Origin of the sequence: Marinobacter sp. ES-1 (assembly GCF_000475255.1) — a bacterium.
GTDB classification, from domain to species: domain Bacteria; phylum Pseudomonadota; class Gammaproteobacteria; order Pseudomonadales; family Oleiphilaceae; genus Marinobacter; species Marinobacter vinifirmus.
The window spans coordinates 1-19,910 of sequence record NZ_AXBV01000023.1 but is presented as its reverse complement, the minus strand read 5'-3'; the positions used below and the strand labels follow the sequence as shown (position 1 = coordinate 19,910).

General features: G+C 56.9%; 18 protein-coding genes and 1 CRISPR repeat array. Of the genes, 15 read left to right on the top strand and 3 right to left on the bottom strand.

Annotated elements, in window-relative coordinates; translation table 11 throughout:
- Positions 1-28 precede the first annotated feature (28 nt).
- Positions 29-1,420: a deoxyribodipyrimidine photo-lyase gene (phrB, locus tag Q668_RS01410; protein ID WP_022987801.1), complete on the bottom strand. Its 1,392-nt coding sequence runs from the start codon at positions 1,418-1,420 to the stop codon at positions 29-31.
- Positions 1,421-1,558: 138 nt separating this feature from the next.
- Between phrB and Q668_RS01405 the strand changes: the two genes are divergently transcribed.
- From Q668_RS01405 to astD, 6 genes are read left to right on the top strand one after another with little or no spacing between them, the layout of a single operon-like run.
- Positions 1,559-2,377, top strand: coding sequence for a hypothetical protein (locus tag Q668_RS01405; RefSeq protein WP_022987800.1), 819 nt, complete (start codon positions 1,559-1,561; stop codon positions 2,375-2,377).
- A 23-nt stretch (positions 2,378-2,400) separates the two neighbouring features.
- Entirely contained in the window at positions 2,401-3,288 is an 888-nt protein-coding gene (locus tag Q668_RS01400) for a mechanosensitive ion channel family protein (protein WP_022987799.1), read from the top strand.
- On the top strand, positions 3,269-3,760 hold the full coding sequence (locus Q668_RS01395) for an ATP-dependent zinc protease (RefSeq protein ID WP_022987798.1): 492 nt from the start codon (positions 3,269-3,271) through the stop codon (positions 3,758-3,760). The genes Q668_RS01400 and Q668_RS01395 overlap by 20 nt, the downstream gene beginning before the upstream one ends.
- Before the next feature lie 2 nt (positions 3,761-3,762).
- Positions 3,763-4,668 (top strand): 30S ribosomal protein S6--L-glutamate ligase, encoded by a 906-nt coding sequence (gene rimK, locus Q668_RS01390; protein WP_022987797.1) that lies wholly within the window; start codon positions 3,763-3,765, stop codon positions 4,666-4,668.
- Positions 4,669-4,674: 6 nt separating this feature from the next.
- Positions 4,675-5,742, top strand: a complete 1,068-nt coding sequence (locus tag Q668_RS01385; protein ID WP_022987796.1) for a succinylglutamate desuccinylase/aspartoacylase family protein — start codon at positions 4,675-4,677, stop codon at positions 5,740-5,742.
- Between the two features lie 30 nt (positions 5,743-5,772).
- Positions 5,773-7,242, top strand: coding sequence for a succinylglutamate-semialdehyde dehydrogenase (gene astD, locus Q668_RS01380; protein WP_022987795.1), 1,470 nt, complete (start codon positions 5,773-5,775; stop codon positions 7,240-7,242).
- A gap of 6 nt (positions 7,243-7,248) precedes the next feature.
- Here the strand turns inward: astD and Q668_RS01375 are convergent, their stop codons facing one another.
- A complete protein-coding gene (locus Q668_RS01375) occupies positions 7,249-8,202 on the bottom strand; it encodes a biotin-dependent carboxyltransferase family protein (protein WP_022987794.1) in 954 nt (317 codons plus the stop codon).
- The gene (gene pxpB, locus Q668_RS01370) at positions 8,199-8,888 is read right to left on the bottom strand and encodes a 5-oxoprolinase subunit PxpB (protein WP_022987793.1); all 690 of its coding nucleotides are present in this window, start codon (positions 8,886-8,888) and stop codon (positions 8,199-8,201) included. Before pxpB ends, Q668_RS01375 begins: the two co-directional genes overlap by 4 nt.
- A gap of 177 nt (positions 8,889-9,065) precedes the next feature.
- Between pxpB and Q668_RS01365 the strand changes: the two genes are divergently transcribed.
- The 9 genes from Q668_RS01365 to cas2 all read left to right on the top strand — a co-directional run bounded on the left by Q668_RS01365 (position 9,066) and on the right by cas2 (position 17,989).
- Positions 9,066-10,025: a helix-turn-helix transcriptional regulator gene (locus Q668_RS01365; RefSeq protein ID WP_022987792.1), complete on the top strand. Its 960-nt coding sequence runs from the start codon at positions 9,066-9,068 to the stop codon at positions 10,023-10,025.
- Positions 10,026-10,109: 84 nt separating this feature from the next.
- A complete protein-coding gene (locus tag Q668_RS01360; RefSeq protein WP_022987791.1) occupies positions 10,110-12,389 on the top strand; it encodes a CRISPR-associated helicase/endonuclease Cas3 in 2,280 nt (759 codons plus the stop codon).
- A gap of 8 nt (positions 12,390-12,397) precedes the next feature.
- The gene (gene cas5c, locus Q668_RS01355; RefSeq protein ID WP_022987790.1) at positions 12,398-13,057 is read left to right on the top strand and encodes a type I-C CRISPR-associated protein Cas5c; all 660 of its coding nucleotides are present in this window, start codon (positions 12,398-12,400) and stop codon (positions 13,055-13,057) included.
- The gene (gene cas8c, locus Q668_RS01350) at positions 13,054-14,841 is read left to right on the top strand and encodes a type I-C CRISPR-associated protein Cas8c/Csd1 (RefSeq protein WP_022987789.1); all 1,788 of its coding nucleotides are present in this window, start codon (positions 13,054-13,056) and stop codon (positions 14,839-14,841) included. The genes cas5c and cas8c overlap by 4 nt, the downstream gene beginning before the upstream one ends.
- Positions 14,838-15,710: a type I-C CRISPR-associated protein Cas7/Csd2 gene (gene cas7c, locus Q668_RS01345; protein WP_022987788.1), complete on the top strand. Its 873-nt coding sequence runs from the start codon at positions 14,838-14,840 to the stop codon at positions 15,708-15,710. The genes cas8c and cas7c overlap by 4 nt, the downstream gene beginning before the upstream one ends.
- A gap of 87 nt (positions 15,711-15,797) precedes the next feature.
- Positions 15,798-16,022: a type II toxin-antitoxin system MqsA family antitoxin gene (locus Q668_RS01340; RefSeq protein WP_022987787.1), complete on the top strand. Its 225-nt coding sequence runs from the start codon at positions 15,798-15,800 to the stop codon at positions 16,020-16,022.
- An 18-nt stretch (positions 16,023-16,040) separates the two neighbouring features.
- On the top strand, positions 16,041-16,667 hold the full coding sequence (cas4, locus tag Q668_RS01335; RefSeq protein WP_022987786.1) for a CRISPR-associated protein Cas4: 627 nt from the start codon (positions 16,041-16,043) through the stop codon (positions 16,665-16,667).
- Positions 16,664-17,683 (top strand): type I-C CRISPR-associated endonuclease Cas1c, encoded by a 1,020-nt coding sequence (cas1c, locus tag Q668_RS01330; protein WP_022987785.1) that lies wholly within the window; start codon positions 16,664-16,666, stop codon positions 17,681-17,683. Before cas4 ends, cas1c begins: the two co-directional genes overlap by 4 nt.
- Before the next feature lie 12 nt (positions 17,684-17,695).
- Positions 17,696-17,989, top strand: a complete 294-nt coding sequence (gene cas2 / locus Q668_RS01325) for a CRISPR-associated endonuclease Cas2 (protein WP_022987784.1) — start codon at positions 17,696-17,698, stop codon at positions 17,987-17,989.
- Positions 17,990-18,167: 178 nt separating this feature from the next.
- Positions 18,168-19,857: a CRISPR direct-repeat array (repeat unit 32 nt; unit sequence GTCGCGCCCCTCGCGGGCGCGTGGATTGAAAC).
- Positions 19,858-19,910 lie beyond the last annotated feature (53 nt).

Here is a 19,910-nt window from a genome sequence, read left to right as displayed (position 1 = left end):
AACCCAACCCTGCCCGCCAGCTTCTGAGTTAGTCCTTTAGCGCCTGAAACCTTGCTATGGCTTCTTTTCGGGATTCTTTCAGATCGACAATTGGTCTGGGGTAGCCTTTAGGGATAACTCCCCCCTTGGATGGATCGTGAATCCGCTTGTTATCCAGTTTGGCCAACTCCGGCACCCACTGCCGGATAAACTCCCCCTTTGGATCAAATCGCTCACTTTGGGTCACCGGATTGAACACCCGAAAATAAGGCGCTGCATCGGTACCGGTTGAGGCACTCCACTGCCAGCCGCCATTGTTTGAAGCTAAAAATCCATCCACCAGATTCTGCATGAACCAGGCCTCGCCCAACCGCCAGTCTATGAACAGGTTCTTGGTCAGAAACATGGCGGTGATCATCCGTAAACGGTTATGCATCCAACCGGTGGTTTTGAGCTGACGCATGGCGGCGTCGACAATAGGAATGCCGGTGCGCCCTTCTTTCCAGGCTTCAAAGTTGTCACCGGGCTTGTTCCACAGCAGCGCTTCGGTTTCTTTCTTGAACGCCCTGCCCATACTTACCCTCGGGTAGTGGTAGAGGATGTTGATGTAGAAGTCCCGCCAGGCGATCTCGTTAATCCAGGTTTCGATGCCATCACCAGAAACACCGGCCTGCCGGGCGGCGATCAGGCACTGTCTGCCGGAAAGCACGCCGTTGGCCAGGTACGGCGATAGCTGGCTGGTGCCGTCCAGGGCCGGGAAGTCGCGGTTGTTTTTGTAGTCTTTGGCGCGCTCGGCCAGGAATGTGTCCAGCTGGTTGTGGGCGGCGTCTTCGCCGGTAGGCACCAGGGGGGGCGGGGCATTACTGAACGGTGCGGGCAGGGTGTCGATCTGTTCTGCCTGCATTTCCGGGCCCTGGGCAGGCGGTGCCGGGTACAGGCTGGGCTGGGTTTCTTCTATCCAGCTGCGCCAGCGCCGTGAAAACGGGGTGAACACCGAATAGGGCTCGTTTTGCTGGGTCAGTATCTGGCCCACCGGTGCCACGGTCTGGTCCCGGTATTTGTTGACCTTGATGTCTTGCGCGGCCAGCCGGTCGTGCAGTTGTTTGTCTCGGCGGCGTTCGTTGATGCCGTATTCTTCGTTGAAGTGCAGGGCGGTGATGCCGTGCTTCTGGCAGAAGCCTTCCAGCGTGCCGAGGCTGCCGGCGAAGGTGTCAGCGTTCAGGAAGGACAAGCTTATGCCCAGCTTTGCCAGTTCGCGGGCCAGACTGTTGGCATGCTCCAGCACAAACTGCACCCGGGCCGCCGACCAGTCGTGTTCCTGCCACTGCTGCGGGGTAACCATAAAGCAGGCCCGCACGGGGTGGCCGCTGCGGCAGGCGGCGGTCAGGGCGGGGTTGTCGGCAAGGCGAAGATCGTTGCGGAACCAGACCAGCTGTGTCATTGGAACATCCATTTTGGCCAGAGGGTGAATAAGGGTAATTACACTCTTAAATCATTGGCTTGTATATTCGCTGCCGGAGCGATACTGGATTATAGTTAAGCATCACAGCCTACCATGAAAAGGAGCATTTTCCGCAGCATGACTGTTTCTTCCGAAGGCCAGCGCGGCGGTGTCTGGGCACACCCTTACCAACTGACTTCCGGCCAGACCCAACAACACCAATTGGGGCATGTGCAGCTGTGGGTCACCCTGCTGGACCTGGAATGGCAGGTCCGGTTTGTAGTGCGGCAGCCTGAGTCAAACCAAGACCCGCTAACCTGGTTCGAGCGCCTTGGCCACAGCCTGCCGTCGTCGGACATCCCCGTACAGCGTTTCGTGCGTTCCGGTGATAACGGCGAGGTATGTTTTATTCCCGCCATGGCCAGCTTGCCCACGGTTATCCGCCCGTCCCAGCCTTTAACCGTGCCGGCCGGTGGCCAGTGCGTGCTCTATGTGGGTACCAACCTCTGGATGAAGGTGTGCGTGGGCGAGGGCCGCAGTGAACTCACAGAAGTGCCGCTGGCGGTGCCGTCACGAACCTGGCTGGGCCGGAATTCGATGGAGGGGGAAATCTGCTATGCCTCTTCCACCTACGGCCGGCTGGCACTGGAGGCCGTGCCCAAGCGGCCGTGGCGGGCGGTTACGCCGGTTACCATCATCAACCGCCGGGAAAAGCCTTTGTTACTTGAACGGTTCAGCCTGCCCACACCGCTGTTGTCGGTGTACCGTAACGGGCAAGGGCTGCTTTGGACGCCGGGGGTAATCGTAGAATGCGAAACCGATATGAACTCGGCCAGCCTGCGTATCGATCAGTCGCCCCCGAAAGCCGCCGGTGAATGCGACCTGCTGGCACCGGCCCGGGATAAACTCGCCAAGGGCCGGAGGCTGGTTCGTGCGTTTGATCATATATTCGGTTAATCACGGCACAGGGAGCCACGAAGGTGCTTGAAACGTTACAGACAACCATCGCACAGGTGATCGGCAGTATTGCCTGGGGCAAGTGGCTTTCCGCCGGCTTTATCCTGGTGTTGGGTATTATCCTGGCCACGTTTGTTGCCCGCAGTGCCGGCCGCCTGGTAGAAGCCCGCACCACTCGCCATCACCAGGTGATGATTCGGCGGGTGCTCTTCTACCTGATCTTCATCCTGTTTGCCATTGCGGCTCTCCGGGAGGCGGGTTTTTCGCTGGAAGTGGTGCTGGGCGCAGCGGGTATTCTTACCGTGGCGATCGGCTTTGCCTCCCAGACCTCGGCCTCGAACATTATCAGCGGCTTGTTCCTGGTCATGGAGAAGCCGTTCGAGATTGGCGATACCATCGAGGTAGACGCCACCATCGGCGAGGTGGTCGCCATCGACCTGCTGAGTGTAAAGCTGCGCACGCCCGACAACCTGTACGTGCGCATCCCCAATGAAACTCTGATCAAAACCCGGGTGGTGAACCGGTCCCGGTTTCCGATACGGCGGGTGGACCTGTTGGTGGGGATTGCCTATGCCGAAGACGTGGAAAAGGTGCGGGACCTGCTGCTGCGCCTGGCGCAGCAGAACCCGGTCTGCCTGGAAGAGCCCAAGCCCTTTGTGCTGGTAACCGGGTTTGGCGCGTCATCGGTGGATTTGCAGTTTTCGTTCTGGGTGCCTAAAGGCGAGTTTTTTGATGGCCGGGGTGGCATGATGATCGCAGTGAAAAAAGCCTTGGATGAGCACGGCATTGAAATACCTTTCCCCCATACCAGCGTGTATGCCGGTAGTCATTCCGAGCCCTTCCGGGTGCAATTGATGGCCCCGGAACAACAAAAAGATAAGGATTCCCCGGATGTCGACAGAAACGACTGAAGTGATCAAAACCACCCCGCCCACACCAGCAAAAAACAAGGTGGCACTAGGCTGGCGCGAATGGGTGGGCCTGCCGGACTTGGGTATTGGCCGGATCAAGGCCAAGGTAGACACAGGTGCACGCACCTCGTGCCTGCACACTTTCCGTACCGAACCCTACACCGAAAACGGCGAGCGCCGGGTGAAGTTCTGGGTACACCCGGTACAGAACGACCTGCATCACGTGGTGGAGTGCGATGCCCGGGTGCTGGATGAGCGCACCGTGTCGGATTCCGGCGGCCACAAAGAACAACGACTGGTGATTGAAACCACCCTGGTACTGGGCGGCCAGAGCTGGCCCATTGAAATGACCTTGACCAACCGGGACTCCATGCGGTTCCGGATGTTACTGGGGCGCACCGCCATGGCGGGGCGAACCACCATTTATCCCGAAGCTTCTTACCTTGCCGGCGAGCCGGCACCAAGGAACTGACTATGAAAATTGCGGTACTGTCGCGAAACCGCCACCTCTATTCCACCCGTCGCCTGGTGGAGGAGGGCATCAATCGTGGCCACGAAGTGAAGGTGATAGACGCGCTGCATTGCTCCATGAACATCACGTCTGCGAACCCGCTGATCCATTACCACGAAGAAGTGCTGGAAGACTTCGACGTGGTGATTCCCCGGATTGGCGCATCGGTTACCTTCTACGGTACGGCGGTGCTGCGCCAGTTCGAGATGATGGGCGTTTTCCCGTTGAATGAATCGGTGGCCATTACCCGCTCCCGTGACAAGCTGCGCTCCTTGCAATTGCTGGCCCGCAAGGGTGTGGGCATGCCGGTAACCGGGTTCGCCAACAAGCCGGACAACGTGCCGGAACTGCTGAAGATGGTGGGCGGTGCTCCGGTGGTGATCAAACTGCTGCAGGGCACCCAGGGCATCGGCGTGGTGCTGGCGGAAACCCGCAAGGCGGCGGAATCTGTGATTGAAGCCTTTATGGGCCTGAAGGCGGACATCCTGGTGCAGGAATTTATCAAGGAAGCCGGCGGTGCCGACATTCGCTGCTTTGTGATTGGCGACAAGGTAATTGCCGCCATGAAGCGTCAGGGCGCGGAGGGAGAATTCCGCTCAAACCTGCACCGGGGTGGTACTGCCTCGCTGGTGCGGATTACCCCGGAAGAGCGACGCACCGCCATCACCGCCGCCAAGGCCATGGGCCTGAATGTGGCCGGTGTGGATTTGCTGCGCTCAAGCCGTGGCCCGCTGGTGATGGAAGTAAACTCCTCGCCGGGCCTGGAAGGCATCGAAAATGCCACCGGCAAGAACGTGGCCGGCATGATCATCAACTGGACTGAAAAAAACTACAAACCCTGGAAAACCAAGACCCGGGGCAAAGGATAATCACGCATGGCAAGAGCACCGTTTGAGATTGCCGGAGTACAGGTAAAACCGGGTACCCGAGAAACTGTGGAAGTTCCGGTGGCCAAGCTTTACACCCACACGCCGCTGCACATCCCGGTGGAAGTGGTTCATGGCCGCCGCGAAGGCCCGGTATTGATGGTATGCGGCGCCATCCATGGCGACGAAATCAACGGTGTCGAAATCATCCGCCGGGTGCTGAAGAACGGTGCCTTGCGGCATCTCAGGGGCACCCTGGTGGCGGTGCCGATCGTCAACATTTTCGGCTTTGTGCAGCGCACCCGCTACCTGCCGGACCGGCGTGACCTGAACCGTTGCTTTCCGGGTAGCGAAAGTGGCTCGCTGGGTGGCCGCATTGCCTACCTGCTGCGCACCCAGGTCATGGAAAACGTGACCCATATTATCGACCTGCACACCGGGGCCATTCACCGGTTCAACCTGCCGCAGATCCGCGCCGAGCTGAAAAACCCGGAAACCTCCCGCATGGCCGAAGCCTTTGGCGCGCCCATTATTATCAATGCCGGTTTGCGGGAAGGTAGCCTGAGGGCCTACGCTGATTCACTGGATATTCCGGTGATCACCTTTGAAGGTGGCGAAGCCCTGCGCTTTGATGATGTGGTGATTGCCAGCGGCGTAAAAGGCATCATCCGGGTGATGCGCGAGCTGGAAATGGTGCCCGCCAAGAAAGGCCCGAAAGCGCCGAAAAAACGCTCGGAAACCGCTGCGAACTCACAGTGGGTGCGGGCAGATATGGACGGCATCATGCGCCCGGTGGCCAGCCTTGGCCAGAAAGTGCGTAAAGGCCAGAAACTGGCCATGGTGGCGGACCCCTTCGGCGAAACCGAAGTGGCGATTACCTCGCCCTGTTCCGGCATTGTGATCTGCGTGAATAACCTGCCACTGGTGAACGAAGGCGAAGCCATCTACCACATCGCCCGCTTTGACGAGCTGGGTGAGGCAGAAAAAGCCATGGACTATTTCCGAAGCTCGTTCGAGAGTGAAGTATCGGAAGACGCAGTGGTGCCCGTACACCCGTGGGATGAACTGCAGAAATAGTTGTGATGGCCGCCAAAAGGAGTGCCAGATATGACATTACCGGTTCTTATCAATAACCAGTGGCAAGAAGGCAACGGGTCTTCGCTGTCTTCCCTGAACCCGGCCACGGGAGAAGTGCTCTGGCAGGGTAATGCGGCTGATGAGGCTCAGGTGGCGAGTGCCGTAGAGGCCGCCTGGGCGGCCAGCACCGGTTGGTCACGGGCAGGATTCGAACAGCGGGTGGCCATAGCCCGCCGCTTTGGCGAACTGCTGGGCGAACATAAAGAAGCCATGGCCCGCTGCATCGCCTCGGAAACCGGAAAGCCCTTCTGGGAAGCCCTGACCGAAGTGGCGGCCATGATGGGCAAAGTCGAAATTTCGGTGAAAGCCTACAATGAGCGTACCGGCCAGCGCAGTACCGATATGCCGGGCGCAAAGGCCGTACTTCGGCACAAGCCCCACGGCGTGGTTGCGGTATTTGGCCCCTATAACTTCCCCGGCCACCTGCCCAACGGGCATATTGTTCCGGCCCTGATTGCCGGCAACGCCGTGGTGTTCAAGCCCAGCGAGCAGACGCCGGCCGTCGCCGGCAAAACAGCCGAGCTGTGGCTGGAAGCCGGGCTGCCCGCCGGAGTCCTGAACCTGGTGCAGGGCGCCAGGGAAACCGGCATCGCCCTGGCCAATCATCCGGATATTGATGGCCTGTTCTTTACCGGCAGCTCCCCGACCGGAGAAATTCTGCACCGGCAATTCGCGGGCAATCCGGGCAAAATCCTGGCCCTGGAAATGGGCGGCAACAACCCGCTGATCGTGGATGACACCGTAGACGTCACCGCCGCCGTGCACGAAACCATCCAGTCTGCCTACATTACCTCCGGCCAACGCTGCACCTGTGCCCGACGGCTGATGGTGCCGGCAGGAGAGTGGGGCGACAACTTCCTGGATACCCTGGCCCGTGCCGTGGAAGCGATCCAGGTGGGTGGCGCCTTTGACGAGCCAGCGCCGTTTATGGGCAGTGTTATTTCCGAGGCGGCTGCGCAGGGTGTGCTTGAGGCCCAGAGCCGGCTGCTGGAACTGGGCGGCCGTGCCCTGGTAGCGAGCCAGCACCTGAAACCCGGCACAGGCCTGCTGTCACCGGGGCTGATTGATGTCACCTCTGCCGTGAATGTGCCCGATGAAGAGATCTTCGGGCCGGTACTTCAGGTTTACCGCTACCAGGACTTTGACGAAGCGATTCGACAGGCCAGCAACACCCGTTTCGGGCTGTCTGCCGGTTTATTCAGTGAAAGCCGGGAGCGCTTTGAAGACTTCTACGACCGGATTCGGGCCGGCATCGTTAACTGGAACAAACAGCTGACCGGTGCCTCCAGTGCCGCGCCCTTCGGTGGCATCGGCGCCAGCGGCAACCACCGTGCCAGTGCTTACTACGCGGCAGACTACTGCTCGTATCCGGTGGCGGGTATTGAGGCAGACAAGCTGGCGTTGCCGGCCAGCCTGTCGCCCGGCCTTAAAATCACTTAAAAGGCTTTAGCGCCGGCTTCCGGTTGCGGTGAAGAAGGAGAGAAACTGTTTCTCCTCGATCTGCGCCTGGTGCAGCGTAACCGGCCGGAATCTGAGCGTTGTGCCCGGTGTTCGCTGGGCCAGGGCATCCAGGCTGCGGGGCGTAACGGCTCCGAGCTTTGGATAGCCACCGATGGTCTGGCGGTCATTGAGCAGCACGATGGGTTGCCCGTCGGCCGGAACCTGAATGGCGCCCAGGCTGGTGCCTTCCGATATCAAACGTTCTCCCAGCGGTTCCAGTGCCGGGCCTTGCAGGCGCGCGCCCATGCGGTCGGTTTGCCGGGTCAGGGTGTAGGGATTGTTGAAAAAGGTGTCGAGAACGGAGGCAGGAAAGCGGTCAACCTGGGCACAAGGAATCACCGAAAGCACCAGCTCTTCCTTATAGTCCGGCCGCCAGCGCTCCGAGACTTTTCGGTTCAGAACCCTGGCGATACCCGCGTGGCAGGGCAGGTGGTCGCCTTCCTGCAGTGGGCGACCATCCTGATTCAGGCCTCCGAGCCACTCTCGCGTAAACGTGGCACAGCTGTTACCCAGCCCCGGCGCTACCTGAAACCCGCCAAGCACTGCCAGATAGTTTCTTATCCCAACCTTCGGTGCACTAAGGGCAACTCTGTCGCCGGCCAGAATATTGATAACGCTCCAGAGCGGCCGGGACTCGCCGTTAACCCGGCATTGTACTTCTGCTCCGGTAATCGCGATCTGGGTAGCAAGGTGACTGGTGAACTCAACCCCGCCGAAGGTGATTTCCAGCGCGGGCGTGCCGAAGGGATTATCCAGCAACCGGTTGGCCCAGGCCCAGGCGTTGCGGTCCATGGCGCCGCCAGTCGCCAGCCCCAGGTGCATAACACCCCGACGCCCGCCATCCTGCAGCAAACTGAGAAAGCCGGGTTTTGTAAAAGTCAGGCCTGGCTGGGTGCTCATATCTGGCCTCCGAGTGCCAGGTATTCCTCCCGGCCGATGGGCCGAAAGCGAACCCGCTGGCCGGCTTGCAGCAGGGAAGGTTGGCCCCGGCCAGGATCAAACAGCGTCAGAGGCGTTCGGCCGATCAGGTTCCAGCCACCGGGGGACTGCAGCGGATAGATGGCGGTTTGGGTATCTGCAATGCCCAGGGTTCCGGCTGGTACCCTGGCGCGCGGCGTTGCCAGGCGAGGCGTTGCCAACTCCGCCGGTACTTCACCCAGATAGGCAAACCCGGGCGCAAAGCCGATGGCAAACACGTAGTACTCTTCAGCAGAATGCTTCTGGATGACCTGTTCCCTTGATAACCCGGCCCGGGCAGCAATGGCATCGAGGTCCGGCCCGGTGGAGGGATCATAGTAAACCGGAATCTCTACAACATCGCCTTTGGCCGCGTTGGTTTCAACCTCGGGAAGCGTTGCTAACGCGTCGGTGATATCCGCCACCAGCGAGGCCAGGTCATCTTCCAGCAAGTTGTAGCGCAGCAGCAGCGTGGTATAGGAAGGCACCATATCGATCAGCCGGGGCCCCAGCCTGTGCGAAAGTGCCTGGGCGGCCCGCTGGATCCGCTCGGTCAGCGCAATATCAATAGCCTCACCGAAGTGAAGCGTAATGGTATCAACGCCGGTTACTTCATATCGCCAGAACATTGCGGCTGTTCTCCGGGGGCTTTGGATGGTGGTAATCGCTGCAAGTTGAACAAACGTTCCCGGGAATGTCTACGGTGAGGCATCTGGGGAAACCAGCGCACTAAAATGGGCAAGAGTGGCAACCGAATGGATATGTAGCTAATCTTGCAGAAGAAGGGCCTTCAGCAAGGAGAGCAAGTGAGCCGCTTTTACCGCATATACCGGATCCATGAGTTACTGCGCAATGCCACAAAACCGGTTCCCATGCGCAAGTTTATGGAGGATCTGGAAGCCAGTCGCAACACCATAACCCGAGATTTTGAATACCTTCGTGACTCCTTGGGCGCTCCGATTGAGTATTCTCGGGAAGAGAACGGCCATCACTACCCTCCGGAAGCGCCAGTTTTTGAATTGCCTGGATTCTGGATGAATCCGGCAGAACTGTATGCATTGTTAGCCTGTGAACACTTGTTGGAGAACGTGCAACCGGGCCTTATTACTAACCGCCTTGCACCTCTCCGGTCCAGAATCCGTGACTTGCTGGGTGAATCCGGACACGATGCCGAGACCATCAGCGAGCGCATTCGCATCCAACCAATCCAGACCCGTTCAGCGGAGCACCAGACCTTTGATCCGGTAGCGGAAGCAACGCTTGCCGGCAAATGCCTGACCTTCCATTACCTCTCCAGAAGCAGCAGCACAGACAAACTAAGAACCGTACACCCTCAGCGGTTAGTCCATTACCGATCGAACTGGTATCTGCTGGCAATTTGTAACGAAGCCAATGCCCTTCGACTGTTTTCACTGGACAGAATGACATGCCCTTGCGTTTCTGCCGATCCATCCAGAAAAGCATCGACGGATGATCTGGATGCCTTTATCGGCTCCGGGTTCGGAATATTTGGGGGTGCTGCTACACAAACTGCCCACCTGAAGTTTTCCGAATACGCGGCCCGTTGGGTTGCTGAAGAAATCTGGCATGAAGGGCAGAAAAGTGAGTGGCAGGATGGCAGCTACCACCTACATGTTCCCTACTCCGATGAGCGTGAGTTGGTTATGGAGGTATTGCGGTATGGGCCGGATGCTGAGGTTGTTGCGCCGGAAAGCCTCAGAAGTGAGGTGGCAGATAGAGTTCGCAAAATGGCGAAAATTTACTGAGGATTTTTTCAGTGGTGCATTAGTTGGGGCAGCGGTTGATTTAGGCTGGTATCCGTATAACAAGTAAAGGTTTCGATGACTGGAATGAATAACCTCGATTATGTTGCCCATGTGAAGCAAGATGATTACTCAGGCGATTGGCATGAACCGCATCGCCTGGAGGAGCATTTGCGCAAAGTAGCAAAGCTCAGTGCATCAAAAGCGGGAACGTTTCAGTCTTCGGGCTGGGGCATGGCTGCCGGGCTTTGGCACGATCTCGGCAAGTATCGTGGTGCGTTCCAGAAATACATTCGTGATGCCTCCGGATATGAACGGGAAAATGCCCACGTAGAAAACCCACAACGGGTTACCCATTCAACGGCAGGTGCGATCCATGCGATCAATCAGTGGCCATCGGTGCCGGGCTACATCACTGCCTATCTGATTGCTGGGCATCACGCAGGATTGCCGGATTGGTCAGGCGATCGTGGCTCGCTGCAGTTCCGCCTGCAAGGGGCAGGGCCGGAATACTCTGAAGCCATGGAGGCAACAATCCCGGAAGACCTTTTGACTGCGATACAGCCGGATGTTCCGGAGCCTGCCAGGAACACAGATTCAATTAGTCTATGGATGCGGCTGTTGTTTTCATGCCTGGTGGATTCTGATTTTCTGGACACTGAAAGCTACATGGCACCTGAGCGGGTTAGCCAAAGAGGCCAATTGCCGAAATTGTCTGAACTTCAATCAGTGTTTTTTGAACATATGAATCAATTGCAGAAAGCGGCAGATGATACCCCGCTGAACCGTACTCGAAAGTCGATCTTTGAAACTTGCCAACGGAGTGCTGCCGAGCCGCCAGGGATATTCAGCCTGACGGTTCCCACTGGTGGTGGAAAGACGCTAGCCAGTCTGGGGTTTGCGCTGGAACATGCCAGAAAGCATGGTAAATCACGAGTGATCTACGCTATCCCCTTCACTAGCATCATAGAACAGAATGCTGCCGTATTTCGTGAGTTTCTGGGTGAGGAATCTGTGCTGGAACACCATAGCAGTCTGGATGTTGATCCCGGATCTGAGAATGCGGGATCAAGGCTGGCGGCAGAGAACTGGGACGCGCCATTGATTGTCACCACGAACGTCCAGTTGTTTGAATCTCTGTTTGCAAGCAGAACCAGTCGCTGTCGAAAACTGCACAATCTGGTGAACAGCATTGTGATTCTTGATGAGGCCCAGCAAATTCCCCGCGATTTTCACGAACCTATCACACGAGCAATGCAGCAGATGAGCGAGCATTTCGGGGTCACCTGGGTGCTCTGCACGGCTACGCAGCCGGATCTTGGGAAGCAGGTAGATGCTTTCGGCAGTGTTCTCCATACCGGTCTCGATAACGTTCGGGAAATAATCCAGGAGCCAGCCGCTCTAGCTGGTGAGTTGAAGCGCGTAAACATCGAGATGCCGTCCGATCCGGATGAAAAAATATCCTGGCAGGACTTGTCTCAGCAGTTGGTGAAAGAAGATTGCGTTCTGGTAGTGGTTAACAAGCGCCAGGATGCGAGAGCGCTTTATGAACTTCTGCCAGGCAGTGGCGACCTGTACCACTTGTCCGCAAATATGTGCGCAGAGCACCGCTCACGGATTCTGGCAGAGATTCGCCATAAGCTTTCTGAGCGGCGCGCTGGATCTGAGAGACCACTGCGAGTTGTCAGCACCCAACTGATTGAAGCCGGGGTAGATGTTGATTTTCCGGTGGTTTACCGGGCAATGGCTGGTCTGGACTCCATCGCGCAGGCAGCCGGTCGCTGCAATCGCGAAGGGCGGCTGCCCAATCACGGTCGTGTTGTGGTGTTTCAGCCAGAGCAATTGCCGCCTCCCGGTTTCCTCAGGCAAGCCGCACAGGTAACGCGCAAACTGCTCAGAAGTGGTCAGTTGAATGAACCTCTCAGCCCGGAAGCTATACAGGCTTTCTTTAGCGACCTTAACACGCAGGGTGATCGCGACAAGCATGCTATTTGCGGTTTACTGAAAGCGGAAAGTTCACCGGATGCACCGTTGGCGATCCAGTTCCGTGAGGCATCAGACAAGTTCCGACTGATCGATGACAAGGGTATAGGTGTGGTGGTTCCTTTCTGTCCGGAAGGGTATGAAGAAACACCTGTTGATCAGTGGCTTGCGATGCTGGAGCAGGATGGCTCCTGGAAATGGGTGCACAGGAAATTACAGAGGTACAGCGTCACATTGCCGGAGTCGCTCGCCAAGCAGTTGCATGGCATGGGGGCAATCTACGAACGTGCCGGTAAATTTGTTGTTGAATCCAGTCATTACCACCCGGTTTGGGGTGTCCAGGCACCGGATAGCCTGATCCCCGCCGAATCAACCGTTATATAGGAGGGCTCATGGGCTTTTGCCTGGATGTCAGTGGAGAGTTTGCCTGTTTCACCAGGCCTGAGATGAAGGTAGAGCGGGTGAGCTATGACGTGATTACCCCGTCGTCGGCCAGAGCTATTTTCGAGGCCATTCTGTGGAAACCCGCGATTCAGTGGCAGGTTACAAAGATCGAGGTGTTGAATCCGATCAAATGGATGAACCTGAGACGTAACGAAGTGGAGTCTATTGTATCCACTCGCACGGCCAAGTCGGCAATGACCAGCGGGGAGGGGCATCTGGGGATTTATGTTGACGAACAGCGCCAGCAGCGTGCGAGCCTGTTATTGAAAGATGTGCGATACCGGCTTCATGCCGAATTTCAAATGACGGATAAGGCCGGCCCGCAGGATTCAGCTGCCAAGTTTGCTGATATGTTCCGTCGCCGCGCCGAGAAGGGGCAGTGTTTTAACCAGCCGTACCTGGGATGCCGTGAGTTCAGTTGTGATTTCGAGTTAGTAGATGCAGACGATGGTCCTGACCCAATTCAGCGGTCGTCTGACCTTGGATTTATGCTGTACGACCTGGATTACGGTGATCCGGCCTATCCCCAGCCCTTATTTTTCCGAGCTCATATGCAGGATGGCGTAGTAGCCGTGCCTGAGCGCAACAGCCCGGAGGTGAGGGGATGATTCTTCAGGCATTGTGTGAGTATTACGACCGGAAGAAGACGGCGGGAAGCCCGCTGCCGCCCGTGGGATTCGAAGAGAAGGAAATTCCGTTTGTCATAGTCCTTAGTCCTGAAGGGAAGTTTGTTCAGTTAAAGGACACCCGAGAGTTTCAGGAGAAAGGTAAGGCTGTGGCCAAGTCATTTATCGTGCCACAAGGCGTAAAACGTCAAGGGTCCAAGTCGTACGAAACAGCCTATTGCCTCTGGGATCATTTCGGCTATGTGCTGGAACAGCCCAAGGTTTCCAAACCGGGTACAGAACCCAGTCCTAAAGAAGTCGACATGGCCGGGAAACAGCATCAGGCCTTCGTTGATCTGGTAGCCCGTCTTCGAACAGAGATACCGGATGACGAGGGCGTTCAGGCCGTTCATGCATTCCTTCACGACGAAGCCGAGAAAGCGAAAGTCCGGCAGGCACCGGAATTTCAGGAATGCCTGAAGATCTCGGGGTGCAATCTCACCTTCCAGTTGAGTTCTGACAACCATCTCATCTGTCAGTCACCTGCTGTTCGCCAATGGATCGCAGAGCAACCCCTGGACCATGAAAATCAGGATGGCATTTGCCTGGTTACTGGCGAAAAAACCAAGATTGCTCGCCTGCACCCTGCGGTAAAAGGTGTGTGGGGAGCCCAGATGGCCGGCGCGAACATTGTTTCTTTTAATATCGACTCGTTCAATTCCTGGGGCAAGGATAAAGGTAATAACGCGCCAGTAGGCGAGGAAGCCGCCTTCAAGTACACCACCGCTCTTAATCAACTGCTGCGTACCAGCAGTCCTCAGAGGCTACAGTTAAATGAGACATCGGTAGTTTGGTGGTCATCGGGAGAGAGTTTCCTCGAAGACAGCTTGCCAGCATTCTTCAACGATACCCCCAAGGATGACCCTGATAGGGGTGTCAGAGCGGTGAGGCAACTGTTCGAAAGTGTTCACTCCGGCGCATTTTTGGAAGGGGATGGTACGAATCGCTTTTACCTTCTCGGACTATCCCCCAACGCAGCTCGAATAGCCGTCCGGTTCTGGCAGGTTGGCACCGTGGCGGAATTCAGCAAGCAACTGGCCCAGTGGTTTCGCGATATTGAAGTCGTTAGCAGGAACGCGGAATACCCGCCTTTGAAACCACTGCTTCGATCAACGGCATTGTTGGGAAAAGATGAAAACTTGCCGCCACACTTGGTCGGCGAAACAGTACGCTCAATCCTCATGGGTTTGCCGCTGCCGACGAGTCTTATGCAGGGTGTCATCAAGCGAATCAAAGCAGAGCAGGGCGAGGTGACACCCTATCGTGCGAGATTGATCAAAGCCTTTCTGAACCGCTCTTATCGTCATCAGAACCTCACCAATAAGGAAGTGACCATGGCCTATAACCCTGAAGAAAAGCGGATTGGCTACCGCCTTGGCTGCCTGTTTGCCGTGCTCGAAAAGCTGCAATCGGATGCCAATCCGGGGCTGAACGCGGGTATCCGGGATCGTTATTACAGCAGCGCCAGCTGTAATCCAAAATCTGTTTTCGGAACGCTGATGCGTCTGCATGCGCATCACCTAAAGAAACTGTCACACCAGGGGCAGCGAGTCGTCACCGAGAAGCGCATTGCGGAGATTATGGGAGATATCAACGACTTCCCCGCACACCTCAATCTGGAGGATCAGGGGTTGTTCGCCATTGGTTACTACCATCAACGCCAGGCGTTATTTACCAAGCATTCAAAAGAGCCAGCGCATAATGAATCAGAAGGAGTCGAAGCATGAGTCTGAACAACCGTTATGAATTTGTGTACCTGTTCGATGTAAAGGACGGCAACCCTAATGGAGATCCTGATGCGGGCAATTTGCCACGGGTCGATGCTGAAACAGGACAAGGCCTTGTGACCGATGTTTGCCTCAAGCGCAAGGTCAGGAACTACGTTGGGATGGTGAAGGAGGAAACGCCTCCTTTCGAGATCTACATCAAAGAGAAGGCAGTGCTGAACAGGAACAATCTTCGGGCTTACGAGGCGCTGGAATTAAAACACGAGTCAAAAAAGCTGCCAAAAAAAGAAGATGATGCCAGAAGGGTGACGCAGTGGATGTGCCAGAACTTTTTTGATATTCGGACGTTCGGCGCGGTAATGTCGACGGACGTAAATACTGGCCAGGTCCGAGGTCCTGTCCAAATGAATTTTGCCCGAAGTATCGAGCCGGTTGTCAGCGCCGAACACAGTATCACCAGAATGGCCGTAACGACTGAAAAAGAAGCTGAGGCTCAAAGCGGTGACAACCGAACGATGGGGCGGAAGTTCACAATCCCGTATGGCTTGTACCGTTGCCACGGATTCATCTCGGCGAACCTGGCCAAACAGACAGGTTTCAGCGAAGAAGATCTGGAGCTGTTTTGGGATTCGTTGGTGAATATGCTTGACCATGACCGCTCAGCCAGCAGGGGCGAAATGTCACCTTGTGCACTGCTGGTATTCAAACACGATTCCGCGCTCGGTAATGCGCCGGCCAGGAAGTTGTTTGAGTTGGTTGACGTTAAGCGGAAATCTCAAGGGCCGGCCAGGGATTTCAGTGACTACGAAGTTACAGTCAAAGAGGACCAACTGCCCAAGGGTGTGCAGCTGATCAAGTATCTGGACTAGCCCGGCGCTGCTTGACTCATTCAGGATCGGTATAAAGGAGAGTGTTTCATGGATGAAACAACGTACCTCAAAACCAGGAGAAGCTGAGTGAAATGCGAAATCTGTAAAAACGGGGAAACACATCCCGGCACTAGCACCGTCACGATGACGCGAGGGGAGGCAACGATCGTTATTAAAAATGTACCAGCTGAGATTTGTGATAATTGCGGTGAGTACTACCTCGACGATGTGATCTCCGCAAGAGTTCATGGCATGGCGGAGGAAGCGATCAAGCAAAATCACGAGGTAGAAGTGATTCAGTTCGCTGCCTGAGGCAAGGGTTTCCTGACTATGCAGGATGAAAAACTCATTCCGCTTTCTGCGTTGCAGCACTACGCCTTTTGCCCCCGCCAATGCGCTCTGATTCACAACGAACAGGTGTGGGCAGAGAACTGGCTGACGGCACAAGGGCAAGTGTTGCATCAGCGGGTAGACCGGGGGGAGCCGGAAACCCGCAAGGGCATTCGCTATGAACGGGGTGTGTTGGTAAGCGCTGAGTCACTCGGGATCACCGGAAAGCTGGATCTCGTAGAAATCGAGCTTTCAACCGGCACTATGAAACCGGTCGAGTATAAAAGAGGCAAACCCAAGCGGGATAGCTGGGATCGGATTCAGCTGTGTGCCCAGGGGCTTTGCCTCGAGGAGATGCAGGGCGAACCTGTGCTTTCTGGCGCGCTATGGTATTGGCAAACTCGCCACCGGGATGAGGTGGCATTTACAGAAGACCTTAGGGAAGAGACGCGGGCTGTAATTGCTGAAGTACGCAATTTGCTCCGCAGCGGACAAACCCCTAAAGCAGTTTATGGGAAGAAGTGTGACTCGTGCTCGCTATACGATCTGTGCAACCCAAAACTACTTGGTAATGACCGAAGCACTCGATACGTGGACGAGCTGTTCGATGAGGTGGATCGATCGTGAAAAAGCTTCAGAACAGTCTTTATGTCACCCGGCAAGGTGCTTATGTGCACAAGGAGCGTGAGACCGTTGTTATAGAGCATGAGCGCAAGAAACTCATGCAGGTGCCCATTCACTCGGTCTCCGGTTTGTTTTGTTTTGGTAACGTGCTGGTCTCTCCGGCCTTGATGGGGTTTTGCGGGGAGAAAGGCGTTAATCTGGCTTTTTTTACGGAGTATGGTCGCTTTTATGGGCGTCTACAGGGAAAGAAATCAGGCAATGTGCTCCTCAGGCGGGCTCAGTACAATGCTGATCAATCAACGAGTCTCGAAATTGCCCGTTCCGTAGTCGCTGCAAAGTTGGTTGGTTGCCGGAATGTACTGCTCAGGCAACAGCGCAATCATGGGGAAACAGCATTTCTGGGCAGGGCGGTGAAGCATCTTGCCGCTTCAATCCGGTTGGCAAAGTATGTGGATAATCTCGACTCCCTGAGAGGCATTGAAGGGGACGCTGCTGCACAATATTTTGCTGTATTTGAGGAATTGATTAACAAGAGTGCCCGTGAAGAATTTGCTTTCTCAGGCAGAAATCGAAGGCCGCCACGTGACCCGGTTAATGCGTTGTTGTCATTTGTCTACTCGATCCTTGGCCAGGATATCAGTGCTGCACTTAGCGGAGTGGGCCTGGATCCGCAAGTAGGTTATTTGCATGCCGATCGGCCAGGTCGTGACAGTCTTGCACAGGACCTGCTTGAGGAATTTCGGCCATGGCTGGCGGACAGGCTCGTACTGAGCTTGATAAACCGGAAACAACTGAAAGCGACGGATTTCGTCACTGAGTCCTCCGGCGCGGTCAGGATGTCAGACGATGCCAGGAAAACGCTGCTTGTGAGCTATCAGGAACGCAAGCAGCAGGAAGTGATGCACCCCTTCCTCAAAGAGAAGGTGCCGATAGGAATCATTCCGCATATTCAGGCGATGCTGCTTGCCCGTCACCTCAGAAATGATCTTGAAAGATACCCGCCCTGTGTCTTCCGATAGGAGAGATCTGCCATGATGGTACTGGTTACATACGACATTTCGATGGAGGACCCGCAGGGTCCAGCGCGGTTGAGGCGAGTGGCAAAAGCGTGTCTCGATTATGGGGTGCGTGTTCAGTATTCGGTGTTCGAATGTGAGGTTGATCCGGCTCAGTGGACCTTTTTCAGGGACGAATTACTGGGTCTTTATGATGAAGAGAAGGATAGTCTGAGATTCTACAAACTCGGTAAAAACTGGAAAAATCGAATTGAACACCATGGAGCGAAGCCAGCTCCGGATATTTTCCGGGATGCGATGATTTTGTAAGCGCTAACCGGTAGTGCTCATTAAAAAGCCGGGACGTTAGCGAAAGGGCAGGGCCTGTGTGGTGCCTGGCCTTTCTGTATTTGGTCATTCAATGTACATCCATAAATTTATGTTGTGTGCTTATGTTAGCGGAATCAGAGTAGTGGTTGCTTTGGATTCAGTGGGTTAGGATAGAGCAGTCGCGCCCCTCGCGGGCGCGTGGATTGAAACAGGCAAAGCTAACCGAGTATCCAGCAGCCCAGGTGTCGCGCCCCTCGCGGGCGCGTGGATTGAAACATTCGTAGTTAACCTCTCCGGCAACACCCAGTCGTCGCGCCCCTCGCGGGCGCGTGGATTGAAACCGGCTGGAATCGAGATCAAACTGCCTCCGGTACCGTCGCGCCCCTCGCGGGCGCGTGGATTGAAACGCCCGAGGGCTGGACGATGGCAGAGGAATAGATGCGTCGCGCCCCTCGCGGGCGCGTGGATTGAAACTGGCCTGCATCAAGTACTAAGGAGCGGACATGGGTCGCGCCCCTCGCGGGCGCGTGGATTGAAACATCTATGTGCTGCCTAGTTCATCTCCTGAAGAGGCGTCGCGCCCCTCGCGGGCGCGTGGATTGAAACCTGAAGCGCCTGAGCAGCCTGTTACGGTCGAGGGTGTCGCGCCCCTCGCGGGCGCGTGGATTGAAACACTTGTGGACCGGATCGATCCCCTGGGCGCTGAGTCGCGCCCCTCGCGGGCGCGTGGATTGAAACAGCCTGGTGTTTGAGTCTATCTCCGATGCCGTGGGTCGCGCCCCTCGCGGGCGCGTGGATTGAAACGAGCTGGCACAGTCAGACCTCAGCCGTGCGCTTGGGTCGCGCCCCTCGCGGGCGCGTGGATTGAAACCGGTACGGCGACGGATTACTGGAGCCTTGACCCGCGTCGCGCCCCTCGCGGGCGCGTGGATTGAAACCGGATCGTTGCCGGATTCGCCGCCGGTTTCCTCGGGTCGCGCCCCTCGCGGGCGCGTGGATTGAAACTGCCAGCCGGTCAGGTTATCGCCGGTCTTCACGCGTCGCGCCCCTCGCGGGCGCGTGGATTGAAACCGGCGACTGACCGGACCCGAGTCGGCACCCCGAGTCGCGCCCCTCGCGGGCGCGTGGATTGAAACAGCGTGCTGGGTTTTGTATGGAGGGGCCGGTACGTCGCGCCCCTCGCGGGCGCGTGGATTGAAACTCTGCCTCAGACCTGGAGCTGATTGCGGATCGCGGTCGCGCCCCTCGCGGGCGCGTGGATTGAAACGCCGCCAGAGACCATTCGGGCTGCCTGGGCGGCGAGTCGCGCCCCTCGCGGGCGCGTGGATTGAAACAACGACGAGCCCGCCTGGCAGACCGATGCTGTGGTCGCGCCCCTCGCGGGCGCGTGGATTGAAACGGCATTGATGGCGGTTTCAACTGCGGCCAGCGTCGTCGCGCCCCTCGCGGGCGCGTGGATTGAAACACCATCAGAAGACCGATGGCTGAAGCGATCAGAAAGTCGCGCCCCTCGCGGGCGCGTGGATTGAAACCGGGTCGGCTGCCACGCTGCCCGCCTAACGGATTGGTCGCGCCCCTCGCGGGCGCGTGGATTGAAACCAGTCACTGACCTCTTCGCCCAGCGCGTCCTTGATGTCGCGCCCCTCGCGGGCGCGTGGATTGAAACGAACGATGGCCCGCTAAACCCTGCAACGCCCATTGACGTCGCGCCCCTCGCGGGCGCGTGGATTGAAACAGCCTGGTGCGGAAGGGGCCGATTTATTCAGAGTGGTCGCGCCCCTCGCGGGCGCGTGGATTGAAACCGATATCCGGGGAACCCACCGAACCACTGTGGAGGTCGCGCCCCTCGCGGGCGCGTGGATTGAAACATCACGAACGGCAATTGGTACTGGGTCTCAATCGTCGCGCCCCTCGCGGGCGC

Coding starts and splice junctions, on each gene's coding strand:
- pxpB (WP_022987793.1), bottom strand. CDS start 8,888: ATGTTCTGGCGATATGAAGTAACCGGCGTTGATACCATTACGCTTCAC.
- Q668_RS01405 (WP_022987800.1), top strand. CDS start 1,559: ATGACTGTTTCTTCCGAAGGCCAGCGCGGCGGTGTCTGGGCACACCCT.
- cas2 (WP_022987784.1), top strand. CDS start 17,696: ATGATGGTACTGGTTACATACGACATTTCGATGGAGGACCCGCAGGGT.
- Q668_RS01395 (WP_022987798.1), top strand. CDS start 3,269: ATGTCGACAGAAACGACTGAAGTGATCAAAACCACCCCGCCCACACCA.
- Q668_RS01375 (WP_022987794.1), bottom strand. CDS start 8,202: ATGAGCACCCAGCCAGGCCTGACTTTTACAAAACCCGGCTTTCTCAGT.
- Q668_RS01360 (WP_022987791.1), top strand. CDS start 10,110: ATGAATAACCTCGATTATGTTGCCCATGTGAAGCAAGATGATTACTCA.
- cas5c (WP_022987790.1), top strand. CDS start 12,398: ATGGGCTTTTGCCTGGATGTCAGTGGAGAGTTTGCCTGTTTCACCAGG.
- Q668_RS01385 (WP_022987796.1), top strand. CDS start 4,675: ATGGCAAGAGCACCGTTTGAGATTGCCGGAGTACAGGTAAAACCGGGT.
- astD (WP_022987795.1), top strand. CDS start 5,773: ATGACATTACCGGTTCTTATCAATAACCAGTGGCAAGAAGGCAACGGG.
- cas4 (WP_022987786.1), top strand. CDS start 16,041: ATGCAGGATGAAAAACTCATTCCGCTTTCTGCGTTGCAGCACTACGCC.
- rimK (WP_022987797.1), top strand. CDS start 3,763: ATGAAAATTGCGGTACTGTCGCGAAACCGCCACCTCTATTCCACCCGT.
- cas7c (WP_022987788.1), top strand. CDS start 14,838: ATGAGTCTGAACAACCGTTATGAATTTGTGTACCTGTTCGATGTAAAG.
- phrB (WP_022987801.1), bottom strand. CDS start 1,420: ATGACACAGCTGGTCTGGTTCCGCAACGATCTTCGCCTTGCCGACAAC.
- cas8c (WP_022987789.1), top strand. CDS start 13,054: ATGATTCTTCAGGCATTGTGTGAGTATTACGACCGGAAGAAGACGGCG.